This window comes from Georgenia sunbinii (genome assembly GCF_036421875.1).
Lineage (GTDB): Bacteria > Actinomycetota > Actinomycetes > Actinomycetales > Actinomycetaceae > Georgenia_B > Georgenia_B sunbinii.
In genome coordinates this window covers 92,747-112,390 of the sequence record NZ_JAZGOL010000001.1, presented here as the reverse complement: position 1 = coordinate 112,390, position 19,644 = coordinate 92,747, and the positions used below count along the sequence as shown (strand labels likewise).

The window sequence follows — 19,644 nt, the reverse complement described above, 5'->3', positions numbered from 1 at the left end:
GACTCCGTCAGGCCACCGTCGCATCCGGCGCCGCACGGGACCGCACCTCGTCGAGGATGACGACGATCCGGTCGACGTCCTCGTCGCTGAAGATGGTGTCCGGCCCGTGCGGGGCGTTGTCGGTGAACGGTGCCTCGTAGAGCCGACGCGCCTCGACGACGCCGTTGCTCGTCAGGTGCTCGACGATCATCTCGACGAACCGGATCTCGGTCGCCGAGTGCCGGCCGTCCACGAGGAACTCTGAGAACGCCGCCATGGCGGCCTCGCGGTCGAGCCCCACGAGGGACCGGATGAACAGGCCGAGGCCCTGGGACTCCTCCCGGGCGCGGGCGATGTCCTCCGGCGTCCCGCCGCCCGCTACGAGAAGGTCCTCGAGGGTCGTGAGGTCCTGTTCGGTCAGCTGCCGGTTGCGGCGGAGCCGCTGGAGCACGACGTCGTCCTCGTGCTCGCTCAGGTAGGCGCGCGCCTTGGCCCGGAACCGTTCCCAGTTGGTACCGACACTCATTCCGGGGAGGTCGACGACGCTGCCGTCGCCCAGCTCGTCGGCAAAGTCGGTGTAAACGACCGCGCGGTGGCGCCGCTCGATGAAGCCCACGAGCCCGCGCAGCCGCCGTCGGGCGAGCTCAAGCATCGGCAGCGTGACATCACGCCACCACTCGTCCTCGGCGACGCCAATGAGCAACGCCTGCTGTGCCGCGACCGCGGGGATGGACGTCTGGCCGAGCAGCATCGCAGCGATGTCCTGCACCTGCCGGCGGAGTCTCTCGGCCACCGCGGCATCGTCATCGAGTACCGCGAGCTGGATACGCAGCAAGAGGAGGTCGAATCGCTTGGCGTCCTCGTCGTCGTCCCGGACGGACGTCGGTAGGCCACCGAGGTTCTCGACGACCTCCCCGGCGGTGTGCCGATCGAGCTGGTCCCACGCGGCGGCATCGGCATACCTCTCGACCCACCGCCGCCGGGAGCGGACGACGACGTTGTCGACATTCATGCCGCTGACGATCCGGTGCAAGTGACTCGCGGTGTCCCCCCGCAGCCCCCCGAGGGACGTCGTGCCGTCCTCCCCGGCGCCGACCCCGGTGGCGTCGAGTGCGGTGATGAGTGCGACCCGAGCCTCGAACAGCCGCTGCGACAGTGACTTCTGGACAGATCCCTCCGAACCGGCGCCGGGCTGATTGAAGAACTCCAGGTTCTGGCAGAAGTCGAATACGTAGAAGTTCTTCTTGTCCTGCCCCGGGCCGAACACCTCGGGTCGCAACCGGGTGCCGCGGCCGATCATCTGCCAGAACTTCGAGGCAGACCGGACCAGCTTGAAGAAGACGAGGTTGACGACATCGGGGATGTCGATCCCGGTGTCGAGCAGGTCCACCGAGATCGCGATGTCCGGGGCCTTCTCGGTCTCGGAGAAGTCGTCGATGACGGTCTGAGCAAACTCGGTCCGGTAGGTCACGACCCGCGCCAGCTGCCCGCCGTACTCGGGGTAGGCGAGGTCGAAGCGCTGCTTGATGAACTCGGCGTGGGCGTTGTTCTTGGCGAACACGATCGTCTTGCCGATCCGGTCTCCGCCGGCCACCTTGTGGCCCTGCGTCATGAGCGTGGCGATGACCTTGTCGACGGTGTCCTTGTTGAACAACCACTTGTTGAGCTCCGCGGGGTCGACGGCGTCAGGGACTACGCCGTCCTCGCCCCACTCGAGAGAGTCCCACTCGTCCTTTTCGGCCTCGGTGAGCTGGTCGTAGCGAATACCCTCGCGCATGAACCGCAGCGGCACCGAGACCGGCACTGGGGGCACGAGATAGCCCTCGGCGACGGCCTCGTCGAGGCTGTAGGCGTCGGTCGGGACCCCGTCCTCGAGCTCGAACAGCGAGTACGTGTTGCGGTCGATCTCGTCCTTGGGTGTGGCGGTCAGGCCGAGGAGAGGCGCGTCGAACCACTCGAAGATGGCTCGATACTTCTGGTAGACCGAGCGGTGGGCCTCGTCGATGATGACGAGGTCGAAGTAGCCCGGGCCGAAGGGGCGCCGGCCGCCGTCGGTGTCGTCGATCAGCCCGAGCATCGTGGGGTAGGTCGAGACGTAGACACGGCCGTCGGTGGCCTTCTCGTCGAGGAGGTTGATGGTGGTCATCGAGGGCAGATGCGTCTTGAAGGCGTTCGTCGCCTGCCGGACGAGCGCGGTGCGGTCGGCGAGGAAGAGCACGCGCTTGGCCCAGTTCGCCGTCATGAGCTGCTGGACGAGCGCGATCGCGGTGCGGGTCTTGCCCGATCCGGTGGCCATGACGAGGAGCGCGGCGCGTTCCTTCTTCACTAGCACCTCGCCGACGGCGCGGATCGCCCGGACCTGGTAGTGCCGCCCGGCGATGCTCTTGTCGATCACGGCCTCGGCGAGCGGCAACCGGGTGCGGCGGCGTTGCACCATGAGCGCGAGCTCGTCCTTGGTGTAGAAACCTTGGACGCGGCGTGGCGGGTAGCCGGCGGCATCATCCCAGAGCCAGTGCTCGTACCCGTTGGACCAGAAGATGACGGGCCGCTGGCCGGTCATCGTCTCGAGGGCGTCGGCGTAGAGCTTGGCCTGCTGCTGCCCGACGGCGGGGTCGCGTCGGGTGCGCTTGGCCTCGATGATGCCCAGCGGCAGTCCGTCGTCGCCCCAGAGCACGTAGTCGACCTTGCCGGCGCCACTTGGCGTGGGCATGCCGACGACGGCGAACTCCCGGTCGCGGGGCAAGTCCAGCTTCCAACCGGCCTCCAGGAGGTAGGCGTCGATGTACAGGTCCCGGGTGCCGGCCTCGTCGAGCTCGACGTCGGCGTGCGGCTGGGACTTTTGCGCCTGCGCCTTGGCGATCTGCGCGCGGAGCTGGTCGAGCTCGGCCCGAAGCGCCGTGCTCGCTTCCTTCTCGGCAGCGAGTGCCTCGTCCTTGGCCTCGAAGGTCTGCAGCAGCGTGGTGAGCTCAGCAGCGGAGAGCGGCGGCTGGCTGCCCGGCTGGTGCGCACCCGGGACGAGTGCCGCGTCGAACTGGGCCGCGGTGGGGACGTCGTCGGGCCGACGCGAGTAGTGGAACGCGGCCCAGAGCACCACCTCGTGCAGCTGACGCAGCACGTTGAGTGCCGTGTTCTCGGTGATGACGCGGTTCTCGTGGACCCCGACGTTGCCGACCTTGCGGATAACGCTCACCTTGGCGGTGAGCTCCGGGCCGACCACTTGCCGGAACTCCGGCGCTCCGATCCGGGCGGAGAGGTCGGACTTGTAGGGCAGCGGGATGCGCTGGACGTCGTAGATGAGCACGACGACCTGCTCCACGACGCGGCGGGCGTAGAAGACGGCGGAGCGCGGGTCGGTGCGCGCGTAGCTCTCGGCGCGACGGCAGTCGTCGAAGGTCTCGGGCCACTCTGACCTGATGAACTCGAAGTTTGTCGTCACCGATTCCCTGCCGCGAAGAGTGCCTGGCGATGCCTGCCTCGGTCCCATGCTGCCATTACCGCGAGGAAGCTCCTGCGATTCAGGGGGTGCACTTGGCGCAGGGATGTCCGGTGACGCGGGACCCGGCCTCGATGCGCGAGGGCTTGTTGGCGTGGCTCCCACATATGCACAGGCGTAGGCGAGGCTCCATCCTTCGGCAGCGCGCTGGTTTACGCTTAGGTCATGACCCTCGGTGCCACGCTCGATCCCGTCTTGACGCGACCGCTCTACACGCTTCGTGAGGCGGCCGCCATCGTCGGTGTGCCGTCGTCCACCCTTCACAGCTGGGCACGGGGGCGGAGCTACAAGGGAACCGATGGCGCACAGCACAGGTCGGACGCCATCATCACGACGACTGGGACGGGTAGACGCGAAGTCGTACCGTTCCTCGGGTTGGCCGAGGCATACGTGCTCGCTGCCTTCCGTGCTGCGGGCGTTCCCATGCAGCGGATCCGGCCTGCACTGGCACACCTCGAGGAAGAGATCGGCGTGGCGGCGGCGCTGACCAGCGAGCGGCTCAAGACCGACGGCGCGGAGGTGCTGTGGGAGTACCAGGGTGAGGGTGGAGACGACGAGATCGTCAACGATCTCGTCATAGTGCGAAATCAGCAGATCGTGTTCCGCGACGTCGTCGAGCAGTATCTCAAGACCATCACCTACCGCAGCGGTCGCGTCGCCGTCATCGGGCTTCCCCAGTACCGCACCGACGTGGTCGTCGACCCCTTGAGGAACTTCGGCAGGCCGATGCTGGCCAGCCGGGCCATCCGGGTTCAGGACATCGTCGGCCGCGTAGAGGCAGGCGAACTAATCGGCGAAGTTGCGCTCGACTATGGTCTGGATCCCGACGAAGTCCGCGCTCTCGTCGCCGCATGATGCCGGCGAGGCCGGAACCGAGGTTCTTCCTTGACCGCGGCCTCGGCTCTCACCTCGTCCCGTCAGGCCTACGCGATCGCGGCTGGCACGTCACCACGATGGATGAACGCTACGGACCGACAGCAAGCCAGAGCGTGGCCGACACCGACTGGATCCGCGATGCGTCCGAACGGGGAGAGTGTCTGCTCACGAAGGACGCAGCGATCGCCAAGAACTCCACGGAAGCCGACATCATCTACAACTGTGATGCTCGCGTCTTCACGATCACCGACGCACGAATCACCGGCCCGGAGATCCTGGCGCGGTTCGTCCGGTACGAAGCCGACATCTTTCGGTGGGCGGCAAGAGTGCAGCCTCCGTTTGTGCTCGGCCTGGGCGCTGTGGAAAGCCGGCGTCTGAAGCTCAACCGGCCGTGAATCGAGGAATGTCATAGCCGATACATACCAGCCATCACTTTGGCTGCCGGGGCCAGATCACTATGGTTGCACCGGGGTGCTCGCCTTCATGAACGAGTCGTTTGGCGGCAATGATGCGGTCGATTCGTTCGTCGTCAGCCTGGGGCCTGCCCGCGATCGGGCGAAGGCCCAGGAGCTGGTCGAGGGCGTCGATCGTGGATTTCAGGAGGTCGTCGAGGGAAGGAGCGTTCCGGCCTTGCTGGTCGGTTCCCAGCCGGAACTCGAACTCGACGTGCAGCCGAGTCGGCGCAGGGAAGCGATGCTGCGCGACAGCGGAACTGACGTTCTCCTTCCATGCCGCCTCGTTGGAACTGCCGCCGCAACCCGTGGGGCGGCCCACGACGTTGATCAGTACGGGCGCCGTCGTGGCAGCCGCGTCCGTATGGACGCCTGTCATTCCGTCGGCTGGTATCTCGGTCGGCGATGCCGGAGACCCGATGCCTTCCCGCTCGCCGGCCCCATCACCCGCGTTCATCGCCGGCGGTCTGGGGGTGGCCGCATGCACGGGTGGCGGCGGGGCGATGATGTAGCCGCTCGCTGCGTCGCCGTAGACCTGGAGGGCACCCGGCTCGTGGTGCCAGAGCCATGCGAGGTAGGCGCACATGATGGCGTCGAGCTCGTCCTCGATCAGGTTCAGGTCGACCGGACGAGTGGCTGCCGCGGTGAGCCTCATCAGCTCCTGCCACCGCGAGTGGCCGGCCAACGCCAGCGGCTCGAGGCTCGCAAGGTGCTCCAGGAGCTGTCGAAACCCCTCGTACCGCGCCACGGCGGGACCCTTCTTGTACTGCAGGATCCGGCCGAGCCCGAACAGCCCGACCATCGCCGCGTGCGGGTAGACCTCCACGGCACCAGGGGCGGACACCGACGCCCGGTGAAGCGGATCGGTCACCCAGCCGTGGCGCCCCGCCAGCACGGCTGCCCGGGGCGGGTTGAAGTAGGGGACGGCGAGGCTGCTCGCGTGACAGCTCGCGTCGTAGCGACCGAAGGCACGCCCGATGAGTCGCTCACACTCCCGCATCCCGGTGGGATTCGTGACGATGAGAGGTGCGTCGATCGCCACGTTAACCATCCCGACGGCGTGCTGCGCCAACCAGCCGTCGATCTCCTCATCCGCCGTGACGCTGCCTGACGCGATGAGTGCGCCCGACGCATCGACGACGGCGAGGCCGGTCCTGGCGCGGTGACTCCACGCGAGGTCGATGCCGACGTGCACGGTCACAGAACTCCAGAGAAGGCGCGGTCTTGGAGCGACGCGAACAGTTCGTCCATGGCCGCTAGCGAAGCACTGTTACGGCTCGCTTCCTGACGAACATACTCGAGCTGATCGGCGATCCTGGTCTGAACTTCTAGAGGAGGCAAAACCAATGGCGCTGATTTTATGATCCCCATGTTGAGGCCCGCCATGATGGCACCCTTCGTCGACCGCGCCAGGTGCGAACGAGTGAGCGGCTGCCAGAGCAGACTTGCGTGCAGGAACTCCGGCAGGCACAGGGAACGGTCCACAGTGATGCAACACAGGTGCTTTGTGTTGATCGCCAGTGGAATGCCATCAGGAACTATCGCGGATCGGCCACATGTTCCCATGATGGTCACGATCACATCTCCTGGCCTGACCGTGTATCGACGGAGCCCTTCATACTTCTCAGGCGTAATGTATCGCTTGGCCCCCCGGCAAAACTCGTTGTTTACCGCGTTATCGATGCCGAGGACAGCAATGCCTTCGTCAACAAATTCTGAGTGCAACAACTGACTGCCGAACGGGCCCGTCCGGATAGACGCCTTCCCCGGCGCGGCTATGTCAGCCACAGTCGCGATCGTCCAATCGGCACTACGGTCTGCGAGAGTCGAGTGGAAACTCGACTCCAACAGTTCATCGAGCTGGTTGATTGAGCGAGAACGACTGCTCCGAAGTTCGTCGGCCCGATCGAGGATCGTTGCGATTCTTCGCTGTTCGACGAGCGGAGGCATGGGAAGTTGAACGGCGGGAAAGGCGTCCCTCGTCGAGAGATTCTTCATGGTAGTGCCTCGAATGAAGGGCCTTAATGAATTGCGGAACGTTTTCGTCTGCATATACCAGTATACGTATCGCGGCACCGACTTTTCTCGGTCAAATCGAAGGATCCTAATGAAGTTGCTAGCAACTGTGGGTTCGACCGGCTCGCGTTCAACCATCGCAACGACGCCGCAATCGCCTGAGGTGGTGAGCAGCAAGTCGTCTTTAAATACTGAGGCCTTCTGCAACTCTCGATGGACCACGCCTCGCAGGGGTAGGTGATCCCACCGTACGCCCGACCTCGGCTTGACGTCGCCATTACGAATGATCTTTACGTCGACGTCTTTCGTTCCGGGATCGCTACCCCAGTAGCCGCTTAGAGAGCTGACCAACAACTCGGAGAGCGCAACAAAGGGAATCACATCATCCCCTTCAGTCTGGCCAGACCCTGAAGGATCTCAGCTTCCAATTGCTCAAGGCTATCGATGATCTCCTCCGGTGCGCGATGCTCAACCTCCTCGTGAACCACTTCCTGATAGCGATTAATCGACAGGTCGTAGTCTTGGCCAACAATGTGGTCCTTGGGCACAGAGAAGGATTGGTCGGTCCGCGCGCGCGCGAGTTCCGCTCCCTCGCGCTCACTCCACCGCGCGAGCACATCCGGAAGGTTATTCTTCGCATGCTCGTTGTCGGCGAGGCCAATTGCGGGCGCTGGACCCAACTTTTCCGTTCCCAGCAACGGCGACCGCTTGTCGTCCAGACTCCAGCCGTCTGCTTCGATATCGTAGAACCACACGTTGTCCGTGCCGCCGCTATTGGTCTTCGTGAAGACGAGGATCGCCGTCGACACGCCAGCGTAGGGCCGGAAGACTCCAGCCGGCAGCTTCACGACGGCGTCGAGCTTCTGCTCCTCAACGAGACGCTTGCGCAGCATACGGTGGGCGGCGCTGGAATCGAAGAGCACGCCGTCGGGCACGATGACGGCCGCCCGGCCACCGGGCTTGAGCAGCCGCAGGAAGAGCGCGAGGAAGAGCAGCTCGGTCTTCTTCGTCTTCACGTCCTTGAGCAGCGCCTTGGAGGTCGACTCGTAGTCCAGGCTGCCAGCGAACGGCGGGTTAGCCAGCACCACCGAGTAGGTACCCTCTTCGGCCGCCGCGCCCTCGGAGAGGGAGTCGCGGTACCGGATGTCCGGCGCCTCGATGCCGTGCATGAGCATGTTCATGCTGCCGATCCGCAACATGGTGGAGTCGAAGTCGTAGCCGTGGAAGGTCGAGCGGTGGAAGAACTGCCGCTGCGCAGCGTCGGTCACCACGCTCGGGTGGTTCTCGCGGAGGTGCTCGGAAGCCGCCACGAGGAACCCGGCGGTGCCGCACGCCGGGTCCACAATGGTCTCCCCCGGCGTCGGGTCCATCATCGCGACCATCAGCTGGATGATGTGCCGCGGGGTGCGGAACTGACCGTTCTGGCCGGCCGAGGCGAGCTTGCCGAGCATGTACTCATACAGGTCACCGTTGGTGTCGCGGTTGTCCATCGGGACGTCGTCGAGCATGTCCACCACCCGCGCCAGCAGCTGTGGCGTCGGGACGGTAAAGCGGGCGTCGCGCATGTGCTGCGAGTAGGTGGACCCGTCGGCGCCGAGCCGGCGCAGGAACGGGAACACCTCCTCGTCGATGGTCCGGAACATCACCCCGGGGTCCTCGTTCTTGAAACGCGACCACCTCAGGTGCTGCTGGCCGGGCAGGAAGATCGGGTCCTCCAGCGGCTCCTTGAAACGGTTGGCCTTGCGCTCCTTGACCGTGTGGAGGTCATCCAACCGCCGGACGAACAGCAGGTAGGTGATCTGCTCGATCACCTCCAGCGGGTTGGAGATGCCGCCCGACCAGAAGGCGTCCCAGACGCGGTCGATCTTGCTCTTGAGTTCTCCGGTGATCACGCCCCCAGGATACGAGGCCACCACGCACGGCCCGGACAACCCCGAAACCCCGTCCCGCCCTGCCATCCGCCACCGCCCGACGTATCGTCGAATCATGAGCACCACCGCGCCCGCCGGCCTCGCCCTCGGCTCCGGCTTCGCCCGCGAGCTGCCCGAGATGGCAGCGCCGTGGCGGGCCGCCGAGGTCCCCGACCCGCGCCTGCTGGTCCTGAACGAGCCCCTCGCCGCCGAGCTCGGCATCGACCCCGACCTCCTCCGCAGCGACGACGGCGCCCGGCTCCTCACCGGCAACCACCTGCCCGACGGCGCCACCCCGGTCGCGCAGGCCTACGCCGGCCACCAGTTCGGGGTCCCGGTCCCGGTACTCGGCGACGGGCGGGCGCTGCTGCTCGGGGAGCTCACCGACACCGCCGGCGGCACCCGCGACCTCCACCTCAAGGGCTCCGGCCCCACGCCCTTCGCCCGCGGTGGCGACGGGTTCGCCGCCGTCGGCCCCATGCTGCGCGAGTACATCGTGAGCGAGGCGCTGCACGCACTGGGCGTCCCCACCACTCGCTCGCTCGCCGTCGTCGCCACCGGCCGGCCGGTCTACCGCGAGACCACGCTGCCCGGCGCGGTGCTCGCCCGGGTGGCGAGCAGCCACCTGCGAGTGGGCAGCTTCCAGTACGCCCGCGCCACCGGCGACGCCGACCTCCTGCGGCGGCTGGCCGACCACGCCATCGCCCGGCACCACCCGGCCGCCGCCGACGCCGCCAACCCCGTTCTCGCGCTCTACGAGGCGGTGCTCGACGCGCAGGCACGGCTCATCGCGCAGTGGATGCTCGTCGGCTTCGTGCACGGAGTGATGAACACCGACAACACCACCATCTCTGGCGAGACCATCGACTACGGCCCGTGCGCGTTCCTCGACACCTTCGACCCGGCCACCGTCTTCAGCTCCATCGACATCCAGGGCCGTTACTCCTACGGCAACCAGCCCCTAGTCGCGCAGTGGAACCTCGCGCGGCTCGCCGAAGCCCTCCTGCCGCTCATCGACGAGGACGAGGACGACGCCGCCGCGCTCGTCACCGCCTCGCTGCAGACCTTCCCCCACCGGTACTCCGCCGCGTGGACGGCCGGCATGCGGCGCAAGCTCGGGCTCCAGACCAGCAATGACGAAGCGACCAACGACGAGACCACCGACGACGACGCGGCCGCCGTCGTCTCGGACCTCGCCCCGCTCCTCACCGAGACCCGTCCCGACCACATCACCTTCTTCCGCCGGCTCGCGTCTGCCGCCCGCGGTGACACCGCCCCGGTGCTTGAGCTCACCGGTGACGCGCCCGGCGTCACCGACTGGCTGGACCGCTGGCGCCGGCTGCAGCCCGACGCCGCGCAGATGGACGCCGTCAACCCGGTGTACATCCCGCGCAACCACCTCGTCGAGGAGGCCCTGGACGCCGCCACCGCGGGCGACCTCGAGCCGGTCGACCGGCTGCTCGACGCGGTGACCCGCCCCTACGACGTGCGCCCGGGCCTCGTCCGCTACGCCGAGCCGGGCCCGGCCGCCGCCAGCCCGTACGTCACGTACTGCGGCACCTGAGATGCCGGCCGGTTGGACATCCCCGGGCCGCCTGTCTACGGTCGTGCCAACCCCCGGGGAGCGCCAGCGGCGCTGAGAGTGCGGAGAATCCGCAGACCCGTCAACCTGATCCGGTTCGTACCGGCGTAGGGAGTAGGGCGTCTGCCGGCCAACCCGTCGGCGGGGCTTGAAGTACCCGTGGGCCGGAGAGGTCCCATGAGCACCATCGACCAGCCCGCCGCGACCGGCGAGGTCGCACCGCGCCAGCTCGGCATCGGCATGCGGTTCAGCATCCACCCCCACTGCGACGACTTCGTCGACGTCATCCTCGGCGCGCTCGGCGACGTCGAGCGCGCCGGGCTCACCGCCGGCCTCGACGTGGTGACCGACGACGTCAGCACCTACGTCACCGCCCGTGACGCACCGGCCGAGCAGCAGCTCGCCCGCTACCTCGCGGGCGTCATCGCCGCGGCGTCCCGTCGCAGCGGCGGTGGGCACGTCGTCGCCCACGCGATGTTCTCCCGCGGCTGCCCGGGAGAGGTCAGCTGCGACCTCGCGGTCACCGGGCTGCCCGGCGCGACCCCCGTCGACCTCCCCGCCACCGGCGTCCCGGCCGCCGCCCACTGGTCGCTGTACCCGCTGCTGGACAGCGGCTCGGACCACGGCGATCACCTGCCGATCATCGAGGCGGCGATCGCCCGGGCCAAGGAGCGCGGCACGGTGGCCAGCACGCACTACGCGACGCGGCTCAGCGGCGACGTCGCCGACGTGCTCGCCACCGCCGTCGACGCCTGGGCCGAGGTCGGCGCCCGGGTGCCGCACGTCGTCACCCACCTCACCGTCTCGGTCGGCTCCCCGACGACCGTGCCGCAGCCGTGAGCGCGCGCCGCTCGTCCTGGCAGCTGAAGGACCTCATGCTCATGGTGGTCATGGGCGTGGTCTTCGGCTTCGTCTACTGGGTGCTGGTCCAGGCGTGGAACGGGCTGGCGATCGCCATGGGTCCGGCCGGGGACCTCGCCCAGCACGTGCTGTTCGGCGGCTGGCTGCTCGTCGCGCCGATCGTCATCGCCATCGTCCGACGGCCGTTCGCCGGCGTCATCGCCGAGGTGCTCGCCTCGGTGGTGGAGTTCGTCTTCCTCGGCTCACCGGTGGGGCCGACGCTGATGATCGCCGCCGCGATCCAAGGGCTCGGCTGCGAGCTGCCGTTCCTCCTCACCCGCTACCGGCGGTTCGGCTGGGGCGTGTTCGCCGTCGCCGGGCTGCTCGGTGCCGCCCTGGTGTTCTTCTACTCGGCGTTCCGGGCCGGCTGGTACGGGCAGGACATCTTCGCCCTCCGGCTGGTGATGCAGCTGGTCTCCGGCGTGGTGCTCGGCGGGCTGCTCGCCAAGGTCATCGTCGACGCGCTGGCGCGGACCGGCGTCGTCGACAACTTCGCCATCGGCCACAGCCTCGCCGGAGCCGGCCGTGGCTGACGGCGTGGCTGACGTCGTGCTCGACGGCGTGTCGATCCGGTTCCCTCGCCGCGCCGAGCCGGTGCTGCGCGGCGTCGATCTCCGCACCGCGCCCGGTGAGGAGGTCCTCGTCCTCGGCGCCTCGGGCTCGGGGAAGTCCACCGTGCTGCACACCATCTCCGGGGTGGTGCCGCACTCGGTGACCGCCGATCTCCGGGGTACCGTGACGGTCGCCGGCACCCGGACCACCGACACCACGGTGGTCGATCTCTCCCGGCGCGTCGGCGTGCTGCCGCAGGACCCGTCGGCCGCGGTGTGCCTTCCCGACGTCGAGCAGGAGCTCGCGCTGCCGCTGGAGAACCGCGCGGTCGACCCTGCCGCGATCGGCCCGGCGATCGACGCAGCGCTCGAGGTCGTCGGCGCGGCGCACCTGCGCCACCGGGCGACCGCCGAGCTCTCCGGCGGGGAGTCGCAGCGGGTCGCGCTCGCCGCGGCGCTCGTCGGGCAGCCTTCGGTGCTGCTGCTGGACGAGCCGACCTCGATGCTCGACCCCGACGGCGTCGCGGACGTCCGCCGTGCGCTCAGCGCCGCCGTCGCCCGGCACCGTCCCGCGGTGGTGCTCGTCGAGCACCGGCTCGACGACCTCGCCGGTGCGGCCGGGATCGCCGGGCTGCCGGCGCGCGCCGTCGTGCTGGGCGAGCGGGGCGAGGTGCTCGCCGACGGCCCCACCGCGGACGTGCTGCACGACCACGCTGCCCGGCTGCACGCCGCCGGCAGCTGGCTCCCGCTGGAGGCCGAGCTGGCTGCCCTCACCGGGGTGGCCGGCGGGCTGGCCGCGGCGCCGAACGCCGATCTGCTCGAGCGGCTCGCCGACGACGGGAACGAGGGCGCCCGCCCCGCCGACCATCCCGGGCCCCGTGCCGACCCGGTGCTGGTGACCCGCGGCCTCGCGGTCGACCGCCCACGGCCACGACGTTCACCCGGTCCCGGCCGCCGGACGGCAGCCCCGCCACCGCAGCCACCGTTGCTGCGCGCCGTCGACCTCGCGGTCCGGCCCGGCGAGGTGGTCGCGCTCCTCGGGCGCAACGGCATCGGGAAGTCGACGCTGCTGCTCACCCTCGCCGGGCTGCTGCCACCCGCCGCCGGAACCGTCGACGGGCCGCGGCCAGGAATGGTTTTCCAGAACGCCGAGCACCAGTTCGTCGCGCACACCGTCGCCGCCGAGATCGGCCACGGCCTCGCCGAGCCGGTCGCGCCGGTGGTGGACCGTGCCCTGCGCACCCACCGGCTGTCGCACCTGACCGAGCAGAACCCGTTCCGGCTGTCCGGCGGGGAGAAGCGGCGGGTGAGCCTGGCCGCGATGCTGGCCCACGACCGGTCGTGCCTGCTGGCTGACGAGCCCACCCTCGGCCTCGACCGGCGCGACACCATCGCCACCATCGGCGCGCTGCGTGCGGCGGCGGACGACGGCCGGGCGGTGGTGCTCGCCAGCCACGACCTGCGCACCGTGCTCACGCTGGCCGACCGCGCCGTCGTGCTGGCCGACGGCGCGGTCATCGCCGACGGTCCGGTGACCGAGGTGCTGAGCGACCCGACGGTCCTCACCCGGGCGGGTCTCACGCTGCCGCCGCTCGTCGACTGGCTGCTCACCCGGGTCGGCACGCCGGCCGCGGTCCGACGGGCGCTGGACCGGCTCGACGCCGCGGTCACGAGCGGCCGGGCACTCCGGACCGCGGGGGCGCCGCGATGACCGCCGAGCCGTTACTCGCCCGGCGCAACCCGACGGTCAAGCTGGCCCTGGTGTTCGTCGTCTCGGTGGCCGTGATGTTCGTGCTCGACCCGGTCACCCCGGCCCTGCTCTACCTGCTGGCGCTGGTCGGGATCGTCACCACCGCCAGCATGCCGACGCGGACGCTGGCGCTGGCCCACCTGCCGTTCGTCGCCTTCGCGCTCGGCGTGTTCCTCGTCAACGTCCTCAGCCGGCCCGGGGCCGTGCTGTGGCAGGCCGGGCCGCTGCGGGTGACCGCCGAGGGCATCAGCGTGGGCGCCGCGCTGGCGATGCGGACGTTCCTCATCGGGATCCTCGCCATCGGGTTCCTCGTCTCCACCGACGGCGTCGCGCTCATGCACAGCCTGCGGCAGAACGCCCGCCTCGACGCCCGGGTCGCCTACGCGGTGCTCGCCGGCTACCGGATGCTGCAGCAGATGCCGCGCGAGTGGGCCACGATCCAGCACGCCCACGCGGTGCGGGCGCCGATGCGTCGCGGCGGCCGGCCGCCGCGNGCGGCGGCCGGCCGCCGCGCGGTCCGCGGCACCTGGCCCGGGTGGTCTTCACGCTGCTGGTGGTCTCGGTACGACGCGGCGAGCGGATGGCCCAGGCGCTGGAGTCGCGCGGGCTGGGGCTCACCCCGCGGAGCACCTGGCGACCGGTGCGGGTCGTCGCCGCCGACTGGCTGCTCGTCGGCGTGGTGCTGGGGGTGCTCGGCGGGGTACTGCTGGCCACCGCCTGGCTCGGCGTGCTGCGCGGACCGGGGGCGCTGGTGGCCTGACCCGGTGCTCAGCCCTGCTGCGGGGCCGGCTCCGCCCGCCGTCCGGGCACGAAGACGGCGGCTACCACCGCTCCCAGCGCGAGCAGCCCGGCGCACCACCACATCGCCGCGACGTAGCCCGCCCGGAAGACCTCCGGCAGCTGGTAGTCGTCACCCCCGAGCCCGACGGCGGCGGGCAGCGCGGCCACCGTGAGCAGGCCGGCTGCCCGGGCGACGGCGTTGTTGACCCCGCTGGCCAGCCCCACCTGCGACGCCGGGGCGGCGGCGAGCACCGTCGCGGTCAGCGGGGTGACCATGAGGGTGAGCCCGGCCCCGAACAGCACCACGCCGGGGAGCACGTCGACGACGTAGCTCGCCGCCGGCGGCACCCGCGTCAGCAGCACGACGCCGACGGCGGCGATCGCCGGGCCGGCGGACATCAGCAGCCGGGGCCCGGTGCGGTTCATCAGCGTGCCTACCCGGGGCGAGAAGGCGAGCATGAGGACGGTGAACGGGATGGTGGCGGCGCCCGCCGCGAGCGGGCTGTACCCGGCCACGACCTGCAGGTGCAGGATGAGGAAGAACATCAGCGCGCCGAGCGCGCCGTAGACCACGAAGGTCATCGCGTTGACCGCCGAGAACGTCCGGTCGGCGAACATCGTCAGCGGCAGCATCGGGTGGCGGACCCGCGCCTCGACGACGAGGAACGCCACCAGCCCGGCGACGCCGACCACCGCCGGCAGCCAGCCGCCCTGGATGAGCGCGATGGTCAGACCACCGAGGCCGGCCACCCCCAGCGCTGCCCCGACGACGTCGAACGGCGCCCGGGAGGCACGCGGCACGCCGCCCGACTCCGGCACCCGCAACACGCCGATGGTGATGACGACGGCGGCCACCGGCAGGTTGATGAGGAAGATCCACCGCCATGACAGCGCCTCGATCAGGCCGCCACCGAGCAGCGGTCCCACGGCCGCTGCGACACCCGACCACGCCGACCACACCCCGATGGCCCGTGCGCGGTCCTCGGGGACGATCGTCGCCTGGATGAGGGCGAGGCTGCCCGGGGTGAGCAGTGCCCCGCCGATACCTTGGACGCCGCGGGCGAGGATGAGCTGCTCGGTGCTCTGCGCCAGCCCGCAGGCGAGCGAGGCGAGCGCGAACCAGGCCACGCCCACAAGGAAGACGCGGCGCCGGCCGAGCCGGTCGCCGAGCGTCCCGCCGACGAGGATGAGCGAGGCCAGCGTGAGCATGTAGGCGTTGACCACCCACTGCAGCTGCCCGAGGCTGGCGTCGAGGTCGAGGCCGATCGGCCGGAGTGCGACGTTGACCACCGTGCCGTCGAGCAGCGCGACCGCCGAGCCGAGCGTCGCGGCGAGCACCACCCACCTGCCGCGCGCGGAGCGCAGTGATACCTCCGTCATGGCGACATGCTCGCATCCCCGGTCCGCACACCGCCCGTGGGCGGCGTTCCGGCTCCGTGGTCACGCCCCCCGCTGCGGCCGCGCTACGAGTACGAACTCCTCGAGGCCGGAGAAGTCGTCAATGTTCTCCGTGAGCACCGTCGCCTGGTGGTGCGCAGCGGTAGCTGCGATCAGCAGGTTCATCGCGCGTGGCCGGGGCTGCCTGCCCAGGCTCTTCACATGCGCTGACATCGCGCCATGGATACGCGCCACCTCATCGGTGACGGGCAGTGCACGCAAGGTGCTCTCGATCAACGTCAGCCGACGAAGACGTGCCGCCCGTTCTCGGTCACTCGTGGCGCTGAGGACCCCGAAATGAAGCTCCGACAGCGAGATCACACTGATGGCCGACTCGGCGTCAGCGCCCAGGGCGGGCGCTGCGTCGGCGACGAGCACGCAGGTGTCGAGGAGGTACCTCATTCGGCTTCCTGCCACGGGTCACGAACGCTCTGCTCGAGGTAGTCGCGGGCCTCGACGCCGGTGCCCCACGCCGGTGCAGCGAAGATCGCATCCAGCTCAGCGGGCGTACACCAACTCCTCGGTGCGACTGGCCCAAGGCTGGCCGCGGCACGGCCCGCGACGGTCACCACGAACTGGGAGCCGGACTCTGCTCGTCGCACCACCTCGCTGGCGTCCTGACGCAGCTCGCGCAAGCCGATCTCGACGGGGCGCCGCTCACGCGCAGATGGGCACATGAGTCAAGAATAGCACTTGTGCTACTTCGGCCGCCGCCCCACCGGAACTCACCGACGAGGCGCCCGAATCAGGACGGCCGCTTGGCGCACCGCGCCCACGCACAGGCAGAGCCGGCGAACCTGGCGGGCCCACATCAGATGAACTACTTGATCTGATGAACTCGTTGTGCCTACCTTGTCCCCGCGACGTCGGTCCGGGGAACCCGGACCGGCTCGCCCGCCGGACTGGGGGGAACCGGGCCGGCGTCGCCCTGACCACCCGAAGGACCCCGATGACCCAGCTGGCGAGCCCGCCGCGACCTCCCGACACCGGTGACGAGTCGACGACGGCGGAGCCGGCTGTCGCGCCACCACCCCGCTTCTCCCGCCGCGCCGGCTGGCTGGGGCTCGGCGCCGTCGTCGCGCTCGTGCTTGCCGTCGTCCTCGGCGTGGGCCTGGGCACGCTACGGCTCGACCCGCTCGAGGCGGTCCGGGCCATCGTCGACCCGCAGGACAGCCAGGCGAGCGTCGTCGTCTGGTCGCTGCGGCTGCCGCGGATCGCCGTCGCGATGCTCGTCGGCGGCGCGCTCGCCGGCGTCGGCGTCGTCATGCAGGCGGTGTTCCGCAACCCGCTGGCCGACCCGGGGGTCACCGGGGTCTCATCCGGCGCCGCCGTCGGGGCGGTCGCCGGCATCACCCTGGGCCTCGGCGGCTCGCTGCAGTGGGGTGTCCCGATCGCGGCGTTCGCCGGGAGCGTCGCCGTCGCGCTGCTCCTGCAGGCGGTGCTGCACGCCAACCGCGGCGCCAGCACCTACACGCTCATCCTCGTCGGGGTGTCGATCAACGCGTTCGCCGGCGCGGTCATCTCCATCCTCGTCGCCAACGCCGAGGACGACGCCCTCGCCCGCGGCGCCGTCTTCTGGCTCGCCGGGGACCTGGAGCTGCGCACGTGGAGCCACGCGGCGATCGCCGTCGTCCCGATCGTCCTCGGGCTGCTCATCCTGCTCACCCGGGTACGCGCGCTCGACGCGCTACTGCTCGGCGACGACGTCACCGCCACCTCCGGGTACGACGTCCACCGCACCCGGCTGGTGCTGCTGCTCGTGGCCTCACTGGTCACCGGTGCGGCCGTCGCGGTCTCCGGCGTCATCGCCTTCGTCGGGCTGGTCGTGCCGCACGCGGTGCGACTGGTCGTCGGCGCGAAGCACTCGCTGCTGCTCCCGCTCTCGGTGGTGTGCGGCGCGCTGTTCCTCGTCGTCACCGACACCATCGCCCGAACCGCGTCGGTGACCGTGGTCGTGCAGACCGGGGCGGTGTGCGCGGTCATCGGGGCACCGGTGTTCCTCGCGATGCTGCTCTCCCGGCGGGCCTCGTGACCGACCTCGTCCTCGACCGGCTCGTCGCCCACCGTGGCCGGCCGCTGTTCACCCCGGTCACCCAGACGATCACGCCGGGCACCCTGCTCGGCCTCGTCGGCCCCAACGGCGCCGGCAAGTCGAGCCTGCTGGCCGCGATCGTCGGTTCCGGCGTCGAGCGCACCGGCGCCGCCTACTACGGCACGACCGCGGTGCACCGGCTGCGGCCGAGGCAGCTCGCCCGGGTGATGTCGCTGATGACGCAGGACAGCTACGCCCCCAACGAGCTGCGGGTGCGCGACGTCGTCGCCGTCGGTGCACGGGCCGCCGGGCGGGCCACCGGCTCGGAGCACCGGACGACGACGGCGCTCGAGCGGCTCGGCGTCGAGCACCTCGCCGACCGCAGCTACGCCCGGCTCTCCGGCGGCGAGCGCCAGCTCGTCCAGGTGGCCCGGGTGCTGGCGCAGGACTCCCCCGTCATGCTCCTCGACGAGCCCACCGCCGCGCTCGACCTCGGCCACCAGCTCACCGTCATGCACGTGCTGCGCGAGCGGGCCGCCGCCGGCCACATCGTCGTCGTCACCATGCACGACCTCACCCAGTCGCTGCGCTGGGCGGACCGGGTCGGCATCATCGCCGACGGCGTCGCCACCTTCGGCGCCCCGGCCGACGTCATCACCGCCGAGCTCATCCGCCGGGTGTACGGGGTGACCGCGGAGGTCTTCGACTCCCCCACCGGCTCTCCCACCCTCAGCCTGGTGCGGCCCTCGTGCCCCACCGCGACCACCTTCTCCCGCCGCCTCCCGGTGGCGGCACACCGCTGAAAGGCCCTCATGCGACTCCGCCCGCCCGCCGTGCTCACGGCTGCGCTCGTCTCCCTGCTCGTCCTCGCCGGCTGCGCCGCGGACCCTGCGCCCGACGGGTCCGCCGACCCGGGCGCGACGGCGCCGACGACCGAGGCCACCGACTTCCCGCGGACCGTCGAGGTCCCGGCCGGCCGCGAGCTGGCGGCCGCGAGCGTGACGCTCGACGACGAGCCGCAGCGGATCGCCGCCCTCACCTACGAGACCGCCGAGCTGGTAGCCGAGCTCGGCGCGACGGACCGCCTCGTCATGGTGCAGGACGCGATGAGCAACCCGGTGCTGTCCGACCACGCCGACGCAATGGCCGCCGTCGAGCACCACGCCCCCACCGAGGGCGCGATCGACGCGGAGCAGGTCATCGCCGCGGCGCCCGACCTCGTGCTGCTCAGCGACCGGCGCGGCCTGGAGGAGGGCATCGGGCAGGTGCTCGAGGGCGCCGGCATCCCGGTGCTCGTGCTGCCGAACAACTGGGCGTCGGTCGCCGACATGGAGCTGAACATCGGGCTTGTCGGCCAGGCGCTGGGCCTGGACGACGACGCCGCCGCGCTGGCCGAGGAGATCGGCTCGGGGCTCGGTGACGCGTCCGACCCCGACGGGCCGCGGGTGCTCGTGCTGAGCAACCAGGCCGGCCAGCCGTTCGTCACCGCCGGCTCCGCATTCCCGCTCGAGGTGCTGCGCCTCGCCGGGGCGCAGGACGCCAGCGCGGACCTCGGGCTCGTCCGGTCCGGCCCGATCACCGCCGAGCAGGTCCTCGCCGCCGAGCCGGACGCCATCCTGCTCGTGGACATGAACGGTTCGGGCGAGCAGATCTTCACCCCGCTGCTCACCAACGACGCGGTCGCCGGGCTGCCGGCGGTGGCCGAGGACCGCGTCCTGCTCGTCGAGGGCCGCGACGTGCAGGCGCTGGGGTTCACCAGCACCGTCGAGGGCCGCGCCCAGATCGCCGAGTGGCTCGCCACCGAGTAGCCGGCTCCCACAGCCCCCCTCTCGCCGACAGCAGACTTGTCAGCGACAGCAGACTTATCAGTGACAGCAGACTTATCA

Annotated in this window: 17 protein-coding genes, 1 pseudogene and 1 riboswitch; of the genes and pseudogenes, 11 read left to right on the top strand and 7 right to left on the bottom strand. The window is 70.2% G+C overall.

Annotation, left to right across the window (positions count from 1 at the left end; translation table 11 throughout):
* Positions 1-7 precede the first annotated feature (7 nt).
* Positions 8-3,415 (bottom strand): DEAD/DEAH box helicase family protein, encoded by a 3,408-nt coding sequence (locus V2J52_RS00525; RefSeq protein WP_331225711.1) that lies wholly within the window; start codon positions 3,413-3,415, stop codon positions 8-10.
* Positions 3,416-3,637: 222 nt separating this feature from the next.
* Here V2J52_RS00525 and V2J52_RS00520 point away from each other — a divergent pair, with 222 nt between their 5' ends.
* Both V2J52_RS00520 and V2J52_RS00515 read left to right on the top strand, forming a co-directional pair.
* Positions 3,638-4,327 carry a DUF433 domain-containing protein gene (locus tag V2J52_RS00520; protein ID WP_331225710.1) on the top strand — a complete coding sequence of 230 codons (690 nt, stop codon included), beginning with the start codon at positions 3,638-3,640 and terminating at the stop codon, positions 4,325-4,327.
* Positions 4,324-4,743, top strand: coding sequence for a PIN-like domain-containing protein (locus tag V2J52_RS00515; RefSeq protein ID WP_331225709.1), 420 nt, complete (start codon positions 4,324-4,326; stop codon positions 4,741-4,743). Before V2J52_RS00520 ends, V2J52_RS00515 begins: the two co-directional genes overlap by 4 nt.
* 34 nt (positions 4,744-4,777) lie before the next feature.
* On the opposite strand, the gene V2J52_RS00510 is transcribed toward V2J52_RS00515, so the two are convergent.
* Genes V2J52_RS00510 through V2J52_RS00500 form a run of 3 tightly spaced genes read right to left on the bottom strand, consistent with a single transcriptional unit; the run spans position 4,778 to position 8,708 of the window.
* A complete protein-coding gene (locus tag V2J52_RS00510; protein WP_331225708.1) occupies positions 4,778-6,001 on the bottom strand; it encodes a DUF429 domain-containing protein in 1,224 nt (407 codons plus the stop codon).
* On the bottom strand, positions 5,998-7,197 hold the full coding sequence (locus tag V2J52_RS00505) for a restriction endonuclease subunit S (RefSeq protein ID WP_331225707.1): 1,200 nt from the start codon (positions 7,195-7,197) through the stop codon (positions 5,998-6,000). The genes V2J52_RS00510 and V2J52_RS00505 overlap by 4 nt, the downstream gene beginning before the upstream one ends.
* Complete coding sequence (locus V2J52_RS00500) at positions 7,194-8,708, bottom strand: type I restriction-modification system subunit M (protein WP_331225706.1); 1,515 nt, start codon at positions 8,706-8,708, stop codon at positions 7,194-7,196. The genes V2J52_RS00505 and V2J52_RS00500 overlap by 4 nt, the downstream gene beginning before the upstream one ends.
* Positions 8,709-8,802: 94 nt before the next feature.
* Between V2J52_RS00500 and V2J52_RS00495 the strand changes: the two genes are divergently transcribed.
* The 6 genes and pseudogenes from V2J52_RS00495 to V2J52_RS00470 all read left to right on the top strand — a co-directional run bounded on the left by V2J52_RS00495 (position 8,803) and on the right by V2J52_RS00470 (position 14,269).
* Entirely contained in the window at positions 8,803-10,290 is a 1,488-nt protein-coding gene (locus V2J52_RS00495) for a protein adenylyltransferase SelO (RefSeq protein ID WP_331225705.1), read from the top strand.
* A gap of 44 nt (positions 10,291-10,334) precedes the next feature.
* A riboswitch (TPP riboswitch) is annotated at positions 10,335-10,441 on the top strand.
* A 44-nt stretch (positions 10,442-10,485) separates the two neighbouring features.
* Entirely contained in the window at positions 10,486-11,148 is a 663-nt protein-coding gene (locus V2J52_RS00490; RefSeq protein ID WP_331225704.1) for a YkoF family thiamine/hydroxymethylpyrimidine-binding protein, read from the top strand.
* On the top strand, positions 11,145-11,741 hold the full coding sequence (locus tag V2J52_RS00485) for an ECF transporter S component (protein ID WP_331225703.1): 597 nt from the start codon (positions 11,145-11,147) through the stop codon (positions 11,739-11,741). Before V2J52_RS00490 ends, V2J52_RS00485 begins: the two co-directional genes overlap by 4 nt.
* Positions 11,734-13,470, top strand: a complete 1,737-nt coding sequence (locus V2J52_RS00480; protein ID WP_331225702.1) for an ABC transporter ATP-binding protein — start codon at positions 11,734-11,736, stop codon at positions 13,468-13,470. The genes V2J52_RS00485 and V2J52_RS00480 overlap by 8 nt, the downstream gene beginning before the upstream one ends.
* Positions 13,467-13,913: pseudogene (locus V2J52_RS17000) on the top strand (energy-coupling factor transporter transmembrane component T family protein); the annotation flags it as partial. The gene V2J52_RS00480 and the pseudogene V2J52_RS17000, both read left to right, overlap by 4 nt.
* A gap of 131 nt (positions 13,914-14,044) precedes the next feature.
* A complete protein-coding gene (locus V2J52_RS00470) occupies positions 14,045-14,269 on the top strand; it encodes a hypothetical protein (protein WP_331225700.1) in 225 nt (74 codons plus the stop codon).
* Positions 14,270-14,277: 8 nt separating this feature from the next.
* On the opposite strand, the gene V2J52_RS00465 is transcribed toward V2J52_RS00470, so the two are convergent.
* The 3 genes from V2J52_RS00465 to V2J52_RS00455 are packed head-to-tail and all read right to left on the bottom strand — an operon-like array spanning position 14,278 to position 16,403.
* Entirely contained in the window at positions 14,278-15,669 is a 1,392-nt protein-coding gene (locus tag V2J52_RS00465; protein ID WP_331225699.1) for an MFS transporter, read from the bottom strand.
* A 60-nt stretch (positions 15,670-15,729) separates the two neighbouring features.
* The gene (locus V2J52_RS00460; RefSeq protein ID WP_331225698.1) at positions 15,730-16,128 is read right to left on the bottom strand and encodes a PIN domain-containing protein; all 399 of its coding nucleotides are present in this window, start codon (positions 16,126-16,128) and stop codon (positions 15,730-15,732) included.
* Complete coding sequence (locus V2J52_RS00455) at positions 16,125-16,403, bottom strand: type II toxin-antitoxin system Phd/YefM family antitoxin (protein ID WP_331225697.1); 279 nt, start codon at positions 16,401-16,403, stop codon at positions 16,125-16,127. Before V2J52_RS00455 ends, V2J52_RS00460 begins: the two co-directional genes overlap by 4 nt.
* Before the next feature lie 272 nt (positions 16,404-16,675).
* Between V2J52_RS00455 and V2J52_RS00450 the strand changes: the two genes are divergently transcribed.
* The 3 genes from V2J52_RS00450 to V2J52_RS00440 are packed head-to-tail and all read left to right on the top strand — an operon-like array spanning position 16,676 to position 19,566.
* A complete protein-coding gene (locus tag V2J52_RS00450; RefSeq protein WP_331225696.1) occupies positions 16,676-17,758 on the top strand; it encodes a FecCD family ABC transporter permease in 1,083 nt (360 codons plus the stop codon).
* Positions 17,755-18,561 carry an ABC transporter ATP-binding protein gene (locus tag V2J52_RS00445; RefSeq protein WP_331225695.1) on the top strand — a complete coding sequence of 269 codons (807 nt, stop codon included), beginning with the start codon at positions 17,755-17,757 and terminating at the stop codon, positions 18,559-18,561. Before V2J52_RS00450 ends, V2J52_RS00445 begins: the two co-directional genes overlap by 4 nt.
* A gap of 9 nt (positions 18,562-18,570) precedes the next feature.
* Positions 18,571-19,566, top strand: a complete 996-nt coding sequence (locus V2J52_RS00440; protein WP_331225694.1) for an ABC transporter substrate-binding protein — start codon at positions 18,571-18,573, stop codon at positions 19,564-19,566.
* Positions 19,567-19,644: the final 78 nt, after the last annotated feature.